This is a genomic window from Arachnia propionica (genome assembly GCF_037055325.1).
In the GTDB taxonomy this organism is placed as follows: domain Bacteria; phylum Actinomycetota; class Actinomycetes; order Propionibacteriales; family Propionibacteriaceae; genus Arachnia.
Map to the genome: position 1 here is coordinate 1,303,336 of NZ_CP146373.1, position 12,868 is coordinate 1,316,203.

Here is a 12,868-nt window from a genome sequence, read left to right on the forward strand (position 1 = left end):
TTCCCGTCCGCCGAACCGCGCACTTCGGTTTCACAGGTGCGTGGGAGAATTCGGGGGTGATCGTCATTCCCGAAGACCTCCTGCCCGCAGACGGCCGTTTCGGCTCAGGCCCGGCCAAGGTGCGCCCTGAAGCCCTGGAGTACCTCGCACTGCGTGGCGATGTGCTGGGCACCTCGCATCGCCAGGCGCCCGTGAAACAGCTCGTCGCAACGATTCAGGAGGGGCTACAGGAGCTGTACCAGCTGCCTGAGGGATATCAGGTGGTGCTCGGCAACGGGGGATCCACCGTGTTCTGGGACGTAGCGGTCTGCTCCTTGATCGAGCAACGTTCTGCGCATGCCGTCTTCGGGGAGTTCACCCGCAAGTTCGCGCGCGCCGCCGCGGCGGCCCCGTTCCTGGCTGACCCGGCACTCACGCAATGCGACCCAGGAGCCGTAGTCCTGCCCGCTCCGACTGACGCGGATGTGGTGGCGTGGGCACAGAACGAGACCTCCACGGGTGCAACTGCCCCGGTGGAGCGGATCGGCGAGGGCCTGGTGCTGATCGACGCCACGTCGGCTGCGGGTGGGATGGCCGCCGACATCTCACAGACGGACGTCTATTACTTCGCCCCGCAGAAGAACTTCTCCTCAGACGGAGGTTTGTGGGTGGCGTTTTGTTCCCCGGCCGCACTGGAACGCGCACAACGGATGACGACCTCGGGCCGTTGGATCCCGGAGTCGCTGAACCTGGATGTTGCGGCTTCGAACTCAGCCAAAAACCAGACCCTCAACACCCCGGCCATCGCGACCCTGCTGCTTCTGGAGGACCAGATCAACTGGCTGCTGAGCCAGGGTGGAATCGACGCCGTCGAGGAACGTTGTCGGCGGATGAGCGATCACCTGTACGGCTGGGCGGAGGCCTCGACGTACGCAACCCCGTTTGTCACCGATCCAACACACCGCTCCCCTGTCGTCGCGACCATCGACCTGGCCCCCGAGGTGGAAGCCGCCCGCGTGATAGCAGAACTACGCGACAACGGAATCGTGGACATCGACCCCTATCGCGCGCTGAAACGTAACCAGCTGCGAATCGGCACCTACGCCTCCGTCAACCAGGCCGATGTGGAAGCATTGACCTCCTGCATCGACCACATCGTGGAAAGGCTGTAAGAAGTAGCGGTTTCCTACTTCTTGCGGAAGAAGACGACCGCTCCCAGGGCCAGGGCCAGCACCGCCGCAGCGGCTATGGCCAGGCGGGTACCGCCCTGCGCCGGTTGGGCGGCCTTCTCCTCTGGGCCCGGCGCGATGGTTTCCTGCGACGTGGGCGAGGCCTCACTGGCGGGGCTCTCGGACGGCCCAGGGGTTGGTGTTGGTGACGCTTCACCCGACGGCGAGATCGTGACGGTGCTGTCGGAGGTGGGCACGGCTTCCTCTCGCAGCTGTGGTCCCGCTCCCACCAACAACTTGTCGCCACTGAACGTGGTGAGCGACTCCCCCTCAGGGGCACCCTGATACGTGAGAGTGGCACGGGTTTCCCAGCTGGATGCATCGACGACCTGCACCCCGGAGCCGGTTCGCAACGCCATGGTGACACCATCGGAGAGGAAAACTCCGTCGGTCACCCCCGCAGGGGCGTCGGAGGCGCGGCTCAATTTGTTCACCCCCGAGCGCGTAGGCTCCAGCTCGGCGTAGTAGATGCCCGGATTCTCACCCGCCGTCACCACATAGATGCGTCCTCTTCCCGAGACCAGCACCGACTTGGCGTCGTGCGCCCCATCCGGGTAGCGGAAATCGTAGGAGCTGTAGGGCTGGTTACCGACCTCGAGCGGGAGTTTGTACACGGTGATCTTGTCGCGTTTACCCCTGGAATCCCCCACATCGCCGACGTAGAGCGAACCCGAGTGCACTGCCAGGCCCTGCAACGATTCGGTGTCGGCGGAGAAACTGATGTCCCCGATCTTCCCGCCCGTGGCATCGGTGACAGCGATGTTCGTCCCGCCGGTCTCGGACACCGCGAACAACCGCGATGACTGCTGGTCGAAGGCCAGTCCCGTCAGGGGGCCACCTGCATCGGAAATGGTCACGTCGGCCAGGGCCGGGGACGCCCCCCAGGCCAGGCACGCCGTCGCCGCAGCGACTGCGGCGATGCGTCGAATGGATCTCATGGTGTCGGCCAGCATACTGGGCTTTGCACTGTAAGCTGTGTTTCATGCGAGCAATGAGGCTCTTCGGCATACGCATTGATGATGTGCGCGATATCTTCGGCGCCCCACCCGAGGTGGCGGAGGCGCTGACAAGGGTGTTCACGGAACACCACCCGGCACCCGTCATGAAACGCCGCTGGGGGCTGTTCCGGCGCAATCCCGATCTGGACGTGGACCCCACGCGTCCCACGATGCGGGATGCCACCACCCTTCTGGAGGGTGGCTTCGTGCCCCAGGAACGCCTCAGACCGTGTTGGGATGTGTTCCTGCTGTGGCTGGAACACTTGGCGGACTCCACCTCCCGAATCGAGTACCGACGCCTCGACTCGGTGGAGTTCGATCTCGCACGCCGGGGTCTGCCCTCGACGCTGTCGGTGACGCACCTGGGTAAACGACCTCTCGGTATCCCGCTGACGCCCCTGCCAGGCATGCAGGTGGGCTACAGCCATCGAACCCATGCCGCAGCCACCCGCGAGGCCCTTGAGGAGATAGATCCCGAAACCCTCGATGAAGCCACCCAAGAAGTTGTGGCTCCTCTCCGAGGGTTCCTCCAGGAATTGTCCAGCGAAAAAGATGTCGTCGTGGTGGATCAGGCGGTCCCGCAGGAGCCGTCCTAACCTGCCAGTGCCCAGCATTAGCTGATCACGACCACCAGATCCCCACCGTCGAGCTGTGTGGTACCCATCAGCACCACTCGCTCGATCACACCTGCCACGGGCGCATTGATGGCGGCCTCCATCTTCATGGCTTCAATGGTGGCAACCTGATCTCCGACCGCGACCTCGTCCCCCTCCGCGACCGTTACAGTCACCGCCCCCGCGAATGGCGCGGCGACGTGCCCGCGATTACTCGGGTCCGCCTTCTCTGCGGAGGCCACCTCCGACTCGAGGGAGTTGTCACGCACCCTGACCGGGCGCAGTTGGCCGTTCAGAAGGGTCATGACGTTGCGTCTGGCCCATTTGTCGGGAGCACCGATGGCCTCCAGACCGAGCAGCAGCGTGACACCCTTTTCCAGAGTGACGGGGTATTCGTGACCGGGTTCCATCCCGTACAGGTAGGGCACTGTCGGCAGCACGGAAACGTCACCGAAGTCGTCACGTTTCTGTTGGAACTCACGTGTCGGGCCTGGGAACAGCAGCCGGTTGAGGGTCTGCTGCCGTTCGATGCCCGGGGTGGCCAACAAGGAGAGGTCCTCGGGTGCCACCTCGGTGACGCGCGGCGGTGTGCGGCGACCCTCCAAGGCCCGGGTGCGGAACGGTTCCGGCCAACCTCCTGCGGGTTCGCCCAATTCCCCGTTGAGGAAACCGATCACCGAGTCCGGGATGTCGAAGCGACGCGGCTCCGCAGCGAACTCCGCCGGATCGGCGCCGACAGCCACCAGGTGCAGCGCCAGATCACCCACCACCTTTGACGAAGGCGTGACCTTCGTGGGGCGTCCCAGGATCTTGTCGGCGGCGGCGTACATCGCCTCGATGGCCTCGAATTTGTCACCCAGGCCGAGCGCGATGGCCTGTTGGCGCAGGTTGGACAGCTGTCCCCCCGGGATTTCATGACTGTAGACGCGCCCGGTTGGCGCTGGCAGCCCCGACTCGAAAGGCGCGTACACCTTGCGGACCGCCTCCCAGTAGGGCTCCAGATCCAACACCGCTTCCGGGTCGATGTCCGGGGCGCGGTCGGTGCCGTCGAGGGCCATCAGCAGCGCCGACATGGGTGGCTGCGAGGTGGTCGACGACATCGCCGAGTTCGCGACATCCACCGCATCCACCCCGGCCTCGATGGCGGCCATCAGGGTGGCGAGCTGCCCTCCTGTGGTGTCGTGGGTGTGGAGGTGAACGGGCAGTTCAAACCGTTCCCGAAGGGCCGCGACGAGCTTCGCAGCCGCGGCGGGCCTGAGCAGCCCCGCCATGTCCTTGATCGCCAGGATGTGCGCTCCCGCATCGACGATCCGCTCGGCAAGCCGCAGATAGTGGTCGAGGGTATAGGTCTTCTCGTTGGGATCGAGGAGGTTCGCGGTGTAGCAGAGCGCCACCTCCGCCACCGATTCGGTGTCTTGGACGACCGCATCGATCGCGGGTCGCATCTGCTCGACATCGTTGAGGGCATCAAAGATTCGGAAGATGTCCACCCCCACTTCGGCGGCCTCCGACACGAAGGCCCGGGTCACCTGGGTCGGGTAAGGGGTATAGCCGACGGTGTTGCGACCGCGCAGCAGCATCTGCAGACTCTGGTTCGGCATCGCGGCCCGCAGTTTCTCGAGACGCTCCCACGGGTCCTCACCGAGGAACCGCAGCGCCACGTCGTAGGTGGCCCCGCCCCAGCACTCGACGGAGAACATCCCGGGAAGCAGCCGGGCCTGCCAGGGGGCCACCGCCACCAGGTCGCGGGTACGCACCCGCGTGGCGAGCAGAGACTGGTGGGCGTCGCGGAAGGTGGTGTCGGTGATGCCCACGGCCCGCTGTTCGCGCAGGGCCTTGGCAAATCCGACCGGGCCGAGGGCGAGGAGTCGTTGCCGGGAACCGTCGGGAATCTCGCCCGCCGGCAGTGTCCCGGGCAGCTTCACCGAGGGATCCAGCGCGGTGGGAGCGGGTCCATTGGGCTGGTTCACGGTGACGTCGGCGAGGAATCGGGCCAGTTTGGTGCCACGATCCGCCGGGATGCGTCCCGCCAGCAGGTGGGGTCGCTCGTCGATGAACGAGGTAGTCACCACGCCGCTGCCGAAGTCCGGGTCATCCAAAACCGCACGCAGGAAGGTGATGTTAGTTGCAATGCCGCGAATCCTGAACTCCGCCAGCGCACGCCTAGCCCTCACAACTGCGTCATGAAGACTACGACCGCGCGCGGTGAGTTTGACCAGCAGCGAGTCGAAGTGAGGACTGACCTCCACCCCAGTACCGGTTGTGCCGCCGTCAAGGCGGATGCCCGCCCCGGATGCGGAACGGTAGGCCTGGATCACCCCGGTGTCGGGCCGGAAGGAGTTTGCCGGGTCCTCAGTGGTGATGCGGCACTGCAGGGCGGCACCACGGATGCACAGCTCGTCTTGACGGATTCCGATCTCGTCGAGGGTCTCCCCCGATGCGATCCGCAGCTGCGCCTGCACCAAGTCAACGTCGGTGATTTCCTCCGTGACGGTGTGCTCCACTTGGATACGGGGGTTCATCTCGATGAACACGTGGCTACCGGCCCGCGGCCCCGAGGTCTCGACGAGGAACTCGACGGTCCCGGCGCAGGTGTAGTTGATGGCCTTGGCGAATTTCACGGCATCGGCGGTCAGTGCCGCACGCAGTTCGTCGCTGATATGAGGGGCGGGGGCGATCTCCACCACCTTCTGATGGCGGCGCTGAATGGAACAGTCGCGTTCGAAGAGATGAACAACGTTGCCCTGGCGGTCGGCCAGCACCTGCACCTCGATGTGACGGGGAGCCGCAACTGCCTGCTCCACGAACACCGTCGGGTCGCCGAACGCCCCTTCGGCCTCGCGCATCGCGGCCCCCAGCTCCTCGGTGAAACGAGCGGGGTCGTCGACACGCCTCATACCGCGGCCACCACCGCCGGCGACTGCCTTGATGAACACCGGGAAGCCGATCTCCTCGGCACCGACGATCAGCTCCTCGGGGTCGGTGGACGGAGACGTCGACCTGAGGGTCGGCACCCCCGCCCTGCGGGCCTGTTCGAGGGCCCGCACCTTGTTGCCGGCCAACTCGAGCACCTCGGCGGAGGGACCGACGAAGGTGATCTGGTTAGCGGCACAGGCCGCGGCCAAGTCTGGGTTCTCGGAAAGGAAACCGTAGCCGGGATAGACCGCATCAGCCCCGGACTCCTTCGCTACGCGGATGATTTCCTCGATATCAAGGTAAGCCTTGACAGGATGATCCCGTTCTCCGATCAGATAGGACTCGGAGGCCTTGATCCGGTGGTCGGCGTTGCGATCCTCGTAGGGGAAGACGGCAACGGTCCTGCACCCCAGTTCGAAGGCAGCGCGGACGGCTCGAACAGCGATCTCGCCTCGGTTGGCGACAAGGACCTTCTGGAACATGCGCCAAGACTAGTGGCAAAGCGGGACAGCGGCTCAGGCCTCCTGGGGCTCAGCTTCCTGTGCGCGGGTTGCGGAGAGCCGGTAAAGACCCCAGCCGAGGAAGCTGAAAAGCAGACCGGCCCCCATCACGAGGGCCGAGACCCCGAAGGCCATGACAGAGGTAAACAAGGACGCGCGCACAAAGTTTCCGGTCTCCACCATGGTGCGGGTCTGCTGGAGTTTCTCCGCGGTGGCGGTGTCACCCGCGTCCTTGGCCTCCTGGACCTTAGCACCAAGTTCGGCATACGTCAGGCCGTTGCTCGCCGCACGGGTGTGTTGTTTGACTGCCTCGGCCTGATAAAAGGCGGTGAGAGGGCCCGTCACCTTGGATCCCGCAAAGGCTGGGGCGTCGTTGGCAACGGTAATGTTTTCGGATGCGAGCTGGGTGGAGGTAATCCCCCAGGCGAATGCCCCGGAGACGAGCATGATAACCCCCGCTATGAAGGATACGAGGCCGGCAAGCCTGGCTGATTTCATGGTTGTTCCTTTCTCACGACAGGTCCTCGACCAATAGTTTAATGAATTTTCAACTAGATGCTCTAGTAGGTTACGCGAGCTTTCCTGAAAACCCAACAGATCTCACGACCACCCCACCCCACAGGACCAAAAGGACGACACACGCCCCCACCTCCAGGTCCGTCTCCGCGTTGTACTCAGCCGATGAGGGCCAGCAACGACCCCTGCAGGAAGTACACGACGAATAGCGCAGCGACCACGTACATGAGCGGGTGCACCCGTTTCGCGTGTCCGCGGATCACCTTGATGAAGACGTGGGCAAGGAAACCCACACCGATGCCGACGGTGATGGAGTAAGAGAAGGGCATGAGGATGATGGTGAGGAACGCGGGGATGCCCACCTCGGGATCACTCCAGTCGACGTCGACCACCTGTTCGATCATCAGGAAACCTACGAACACCAACACCGGCGAGGCAGCCTCGGAGGGCACCATGTTGATGATCGGCGACAGGAAGACGGCCACCAGGAAGGCCAGGCCGGTGACGACGGAGGCCAGGCCCGTGCGGGCGCCCTCACCGACACCTGCCGTCGACTCGACGTAGCAGGTGTTCGACGACACCGACCCGAGACCACCGGCCACCGCACCCAGGGAGTCGACCAGGAGGATCTCAGTGACGTGGTCCGGCATGCCGTGTTCGTCCAGCAGCTTGCCCTCGGAACCGACGGCGACGACGGTTCCCATGGTATCGAAGAAATCAGCGAGCAGCAGCGAGAACACCAACACCATCAGACCCAGGAAGGTCGGGAAGCTGAAGTGACCGCCAACGTAGAAGGCTCCGACCATGTCCACCCGGAACAGCAGCCCCAAGTCGGGCAGGGAGAAGTTCGCCAGGGAGGGCACGTTCAGCGCCCATCCGCTGAGGTTTTTCTCCCCGACATGAGCGCCGACGTGACCGACGGCCTCGATGATGATCGCCATCACCGTCGCGGAGACAATGGAGATCAGCATCGCCCCCTTGACCTTCAGCACGTACAGGGCGATCAGCAGTCCCAGCCCGACCACGAACACGAGGATGGGCCAGCCGGTCAGCGAGCCGGAGATGCCGAGCTCCACGGGCGGAGAACCCTCAGGCTTGCGCACCACTCCCGCGTTGACGAGCCCGACGAAGGCGATGAACAGGCCGATGCCGACAGAGATCGCGGTTCGCAGGGTTTTCGGTACGGCCTTGAACACAGCCGTGCGGAACCCGGTGAGCACGAGGACCGCGATGAGGATCCCCTCCCAGACCACCAGCCCCATGGCCTGCGGCCAGGTCATCTGCGGCACGAGGGTGTAGGCGACGAGGGCGTTCAGCCCGAGCCCCGTCGCAAGCCCCATCGGGAAACGACCGACCAGCCCCATGAGGACAGTCATGATGCCAGCGACGAAGGCGGTGGCGGCAGCAACCATTCCGATCGATGCGCCGGTAGCGACGCTATCGACCTGTGTCCTCGCAGCGTCCAGGAATTTCGGCGCTCCAGAAATGAGGTTTCCGTTGACATCGGCGGCGGTGCCGATGATGAGCGGGTTCAGCGCGATGATGTAGGCCATCGCGAAGAAGGTCACCAGACCGCCGCGAACCTCTTGACCGATACTGGAACCGTGCTTCGAGAGGCGGAAGTGGCGTTCAACCCAAGAGGCATCCGGGGAAAAGCCCGTGTTCTTGGGGAGCTTGGCAGCTTTCGGGGATTTCATGACCACGTATCGGGATCATAGACCCGGGAATGCGGATGGGAACACCACCCGCGCGGAGGCGATCAGTCAAATAGCTGTTCGTCAATCCCGATGGTGTCGAACACCGGGGCGGGCAGCTCCCGGGCTCGCTCAGCGGCCACCACGTCGGAGTGTCCGCCGCAGCCGTGTTCGAGGCTGACGACGCACGCATCCGAGGGCGAGTACTCGTTTGCGCAGGCGCCGAACAAGGTGCCCAGCGAGCCACGCAGCGGTACGAAATAACCGCAGGACGAACAGGTGGCGGGGGATTGTCTGCTGGAGTCGTCGCCGCTGCCCGGGGCGCCGGAAAGCCAGCGCTCCACGGCGGCATCGCGTCCGGCTGCCGAGAGCACCCGCTCCCTTCCGATGCCCAGCTCGGCAACGGTGGAACGCAACTGCGACCATTCGGCCGGGTCGGCGTCCGCGGGCAGGTCTGTCGCGGCGAAGCCGGGTTCAAGGCGCGGATCGTTGTCCGGGGTGGCCATGAGCATTCCCGGTCCGATGTCTCCGGGTTGGATTCGCTGTTCCCAGGGCACCCAGGGCGGGGCCAGCAGCGCATCGGCACTGGGCAGCAGCACTACCTCGTTGATGGTGGCGGCGCGGGCCCGGGATGCGCGCACCAGCGTCACCGCCCAGTACCAGTCCGGGTAGCCAGCCAGCAGGCAGGCGAAGGAATGGGTCACCACCCGTTCTCCCTCGGCAACTACTCCGAGGTGCTCGCCAACAGCGTCTTCCCCTCCGGACTCGACAGCCGCAGCGCGCGCCAGATCAATCGCGGAGGCGGCAACCGAATCAACTTTCAGCCTCGCCACTCTCACAGCTCCAGTTCGTCGGCAACGCGGCGCAGCACCGCTGCGATCTTCGCGCCGTGTTTGTCATCGGGGTAGCGACCGTGTCGGTATCCGTTACCCAGGGCGTCGAGCATCTTGATGAGGTCCTCGATGATCACGGCCATGTCCTGGGCCTTCTTCCGCGACGCCTTGGACAGCGACGGCGGAACCTCTATGAGACGCACGGACAGGGCCTGCTCACCGCGGCGCCCCTCGATCACCCCGAATTCCACCTTCTGTCCAGGTTTCAGCGCTGCCACCCCCTTGGGCAGCACCCCTGACCGGACGAACACGTCACCGCCTCCGTCCTTCGTGATGAACCCAAATCCCTTGTCGGCATCGAAGAAGCGAACTCGTCCGGTGGGCATGGCAGGCTCTCCCTCGTGGTCGTGGCTGGCAGGCAATTCTATCTCGCCCTGCCCCCGGGGAAAACTCAGGAGAACCTGCGCCCATCACCCCTGGTCAGATCAGAATGTCGACGACGAGGCGGAAGTAGTCAGCATGGTTCAGCCCAGCGGCAGCAGCCTCGTCGACCACCACCAGAACACTCGGATGAAACTGAAGAATTGAGGCCGGGCACACCGCCGCCACGGGCCCCTCCACCATGGCGGCCACCGCATCTGCTTTGTGCTGCCCCGTGGCCACCATGACGATGTGTCTGGCTTCCATGATGGTTCCCAAGCCTTGAGTAACACAGTGCGTGGGGACCCGCTCGCCCTCATCGAAGAACCGGGCGTTGTCGGCGCGGGTCTGTTCGGTCAAGGTCTTGACGCGGGTGCGGGAAGCGAACGAGGACGTGGGTTCGTTGAAGCCGATGTGACCGTTGCTTCCGATGCCCAGCACCTGCACGTCCACACCTCCCGCGGCCGCGATGGCCCGGTCGTACTCACGGGCTGCGGCAGCCAGATCAGGGGCGAAACCGTTCGGCACATGCACCCGGGCGGGGTCCATGCGCAGCGGCTCAACCACCGTGCGCAGGATGGTCTGCCGGTAACTGAGCGGGTTCTGCGGGTCGATGCCCACGTACTCGTCGAGGGCGAACCCGATACCGCATGAGAAGTCGGCCTCCCCCGCGGCCACCCTGCGAGCCAGCTCGTTGTAGAGGCTCAGCGGAGAGCTGCCCGTGGCAAGCCCCAGCACGGGGGCTGCGAGCCCCTCAACCCATTGGAGAACTCGATTCGCAGCGATCTGACCGACCTGCTGCTCGTCGGAGCAGATGACCACTTCCATTGCCGGGCTCCTTCACCACACAACCACAACCACAACCGCGCACAATCCGCTTCAAAGCGGACAATACGCCGAGGAAAACTGCTCGGCATCCTCAACGATCCCGAGGACATCAAACAATCAAGCGTCATGTTCAGCTCCCGACACCAGCTCACGAAAGTCCGCTCACCCTCCCCCGCTACTCTGGTGGCCATGGCTTCCTGGACTGACGGGGCTGCTTACGCTCCACTCGAACGGCCAGACGGTTTCGCGACTCCTGAGACGGCTCCGCTACCCGTCGCCGAGCCCGCACCGCAAACGACCCCTGGAGCCGTCCCGCCTCCATCCGGTTTCGCACCGATGCCCCCGTCCGTGGCATTGGAGAACCTTGGCAAGAAGGAAATCAGCCGCCGCAACCCCACGGTGCCTTTCGACGTGTCCTCCGCATTGATGATGGCGTACACGGGGTACGGGGAACGCGACCCGCAGCAGCCCTTCGCGGTCGCCACGATCGGCTCCCCCCATGCGTCGATGGCCCCGCCCGACCCGGCTGCCCGCCTGACACCACCACCGAACCCGTATCAACCGATGCCCACGGGCCCCTACCCATCAGCCCCCCAGTACGGCCAGACCGTTTCCGCTCCCATAACCCAAGCCCAACAAAGCCTCTTGATCATCGCCGGGGCCGTGTCCTTCCTGGGGACGTTCCTGCCCACGGCCCTACCTCTGCTCCTCATCGCGGCAGGTGGGTTGTTGCTGCGTTCCGGTACAACAGGTCGCCAGATAGGAATTGCTTCCCTCGTCGTCGGGGCCCTGTTGACTATCACACTGTTCGCAAAGATGCAGCATGTGCTGACCGGGCTCGGCAGGTGGATCGGTCTCGCCTTCGGGATTGCCTGTGTGGCAATCGCTTTCAGCCAAGCACGGCGTTGACCCGTTCCCAATCGGTCGGGCTCAGCTGCACGGTCGACTCCTCGCGGTCGGCCAGCAGCAGCGGGTGATCGGGATCTGATCTGACGATTTCGGCCACGCATGCCGGCCAGACTTTCCCCGGCAGGGAGTCGAGCCGCCACCAGCGAAAACCCTTCATGCGTTTCTTCTCAGCTTCGGTCCATCCCAGGTTGCTCGGCTCGAAACGTCGCGTCCGGGCGAGAAAGAAAAGTTCGTCCTGCACCCGGATGCGATCGGAGTAGCCGTGGCAGACCCGGCCCTGCGCCACTGGCCCGATGAGGTCGGTGGGATTCAGGTGCAATCCGGTCTCCTCCTCCACTTCCCGGCAGGCCGCCTCCTTGGGGTTCTCCCCGGCGTCGATTCCGCCACCCGGAGCCACCCACCAGGAGGAGCCGGGGATACCGGGGTCGGAGTCGTTCAGCAGCAGCACTTCCTCGCCCGCCAACAGAAGCACCCTGGCGCCGCACCGCACCTTGAGGGGACGGAGGTTCACCGCGAACCCCTGACGGTTGCAGACTGCTCGTCGATCAGCTCCCGCCAGGTGCGCACCAGGCCTGGATCGACATAGGCCTTGTAGCTGCCCCCGGGACGGGCGGGACTGCCAATGTGGAAGGCCCGCACCCCGGCACGGATCAGCCACGGGACGTGTTCGGGTCGCAGCCCTCCCCCGGCCATGATCACCCGAGCAATCCCCGGGTTGGAGCGGGCTCGCTCCAGGAGTTCGTCGAGTCCGTGCTCGACCCCTCGCGCCGAACCTGCGGTGAGCACCTGATCGAGGCGTGGCAGGGTGGCCAGGTCCTCCCAAGCGTCGTCGAAGTCCAGGCAGTTGTCGACGGCTCGGTGGAAGGTCCAGGCAAAATCACCGTCGGCGACGAGCGCGTTGCACACCTCGAGGTCCACCCCAGCGTGACCGTTCAAGAACCCCAGCACCACCCCGTCGGCCCCCTCCCCCAGGTAGGCGGAGATGAGTCCCTTCAAACGGGTGAGTTCTCCCCCGTCGGTGCGAAACCCACCACGCAACCGCACCATGGGACGGATCTGGATGGAGGTCGCGCGGCGCACCTTCGCGACCGTCGCGGGTTCTGGGGAGAGCCCGTCCTCGTTCATGGTGCCGAGCAGCTCGACGCGATCGGCCCCGCCTTCCTCGGCGCGCTGCGCATCGGCAGCGTGCAGCGCAATCACTTCCAACAGGCTCATGGGACCAGTCTGCCGACTCCTCCCCCATCCGGTCCACGCGGGATAAACCACGTACTCCCCATCCAGCCAATGCACGGAACCGTACGGCCTCAGCCCACCGCAATAGCTGCGGCTGCACGCACACCCAGCCCACACGGCAACCGCCCCAGCAACACCGGAACACGACAAGGGTGGGGTCTCCTGGAGGAGACCCCACCCTCATGGGTTTCGAGCAAGC

At 64.9% G+C, this 12,868-nt stretch carries 12 protein-coding genes; 3 read left to right on the plus strand and 9 right to left on the minus strand.

What is annotated here, in order from left to right:
• Positions 1 to 56: 56 nt before the first annotated feature.
• Positions 57 to 1,151: a phosphoserine transaminase gene (serC, locus tag V7R84_RS06035; protein ID WP_338573114.1), complete on the plus strand. Its 1,095-nt coding sequence runs from the start codon at positions 57 to 59 to the stop codon at positions 1,149 to 1,151.
• A 14-nt stretch (positions 1,152 to 1,165) separates the two neighbouring features.
• Here the strand turns inward: serC and V7R84_RS06040 are convergent, their stop codons facing one another.
• Entirely contained in the window at positions 1,166 to 2,146 is a 981-nt protein-coding gene (locus V7R84_RS06040) for a hypothetical protein (protein WP_338573116.1), read from the minus strand.
• A 44-nt stretch (positions 2,147 to 2,190) separates the two neighbouring features.
• On the opposite strand from V7R84_RS06040, the gene V7R84_RS06045 reads away from it, so the two are divergent.
• Complete coding sequence (locus tag V7R84_RS06045) at positions 2,191 to 2,802, plus strand: hypothetical protein (protein WP_338573119.1); 612 nt, start codon at positions 2,191 to 2,193, stop codon at positions 2,800 to 2,802.
• A 17-nt stretch (positions 2,803 to 2,819) separates the two neighbouring features.
• Here V7R84_RS06045 and V7R84_RS06050 read toward each other — a convergent pair whose 3' ends face one another.
• The 6 genes from V7R84_RS06050 to nagB form a co-directional block, all read right to left on the minus strand.
• Complete coding sequence (locus V7R84_RS06050) at positions 2,820 to 6,218, minus strand: pyruvate carboxylase (protein WP_338573122.1); 3,399 nt, start codon at positions 6,216 to 6,218, stop codon at positions 2,820 to 2,822.
• A 33-nt stretch (positions 6,219 to 6,251) separates the two neighbouring features.
• Entirely contained in the window at positions 6,252 to 6,734 is a 483-nt protein-coding gene (locus V7R84_RS06055; protein WP_338573124.1) for a hypothetical protein, read from the minus strand.
• Positions 6,735 to 6,910: 176 nt separating this feature from the next.
• Complete coding sequence (locus tag V7R84_RS06060; protein WP_338573125.1) at positions 6,911 to 8,449, minus strand: NCS2 family permease; 1,539 nt, start codon at positions 8,447 to 8,449, stop codon at positions 6,911 to 6,913.
• A gap of 62 nt (positions 8,450 to 8,511) precedes the next feature.
• Positions 8,512 to 9,279: a DUF3027 domain-containing protein gene (locus tag V7R84_RS06065; RefSeq protein WP_338573126.1), complete on the minus strand. Its 768-nt coding sequence runs from the start codon at positions 9,277 to 9,279 to the stop codon at positions 8,512 to 8,514.
• 2 nt (positions 9,280 to 9,281) lie between these two features.
• Complete coding sequence (locus V7R84_RS06070; RefSeq protein WP_338573127.1) at positions 9,282 to 9,665, minus strand: cold-shock protein; 384 nt, start codon at positions 9,663 to 9,665, stop codon at positions 9,282 to 9,284.
• A gap of 94 nt (positions 9,666 to 9,759) precedes the next feature.
• Positions 9,760 to 10,527 carry a glucosamine-6-phosphate deaminase gene (gene nagB, locus V7R84_RS06075; RefSeq protein WP_338573128.1) on the minus strand — a complete coding sequence of 256 codons (768 nt, stop codon included), beginning with the start codon at positions 10,525 to 10,527 and terminating at the stop codon, positions 9,760 to 9,762.
• A 189-nt stretch (positions 10,528 to 10,716) separates the two neighbouring features.
• Between nagB and V7R84_RS06080 the strand changes: the two genes are divergently transcribed.
• A complete protein-coding gene (locus tag V7R84_RS06080; RefSeq protein WP_338573130.1) occupies positions 10,717 to 11,436 on the plus strand; it encodes a hypothetical protein in 720 nt (239 codons plus the stop codon).
• Here the strand turns inward: V7R84_RS06080 and V7R84_RS06085 are convergent.
• Both V7R84_RS06085 and V7R84_RS06090 read right to left on the minus strand, forming a co-directional pair.
• Positions 11,417 to 11,947, minus strand: a complete 531-nt coding sequence (locus tag V7R84_RS06085) for an NUDIX hydrolase (protein WP_338573133.1) — start codon at positions 11,945 to 11,947, stop codon at positions 11,417 to 11,419. The genes V7R84_RS06080 and V7R84_RS06085 overlap by 20 nt on opposite strands.
• Positions 11,944 to 12,651 (minus strand): copper homeostasis protein CutC, encoded by a 708-nt coding sequence (locus tag V7R84_RS06090; protein WP_338573135.1) that lies wholly within the window; start codon positions 12,649 to 12,651, stop codon positions 11,944 to 11,946. Before V7R84_RS06090 ends, V7R84_RS06085 begins: the two co-directional genes overlap by 4 nt.
• Positions 12,652 to 12,868 lie beyond the last annotated feature (217 nt).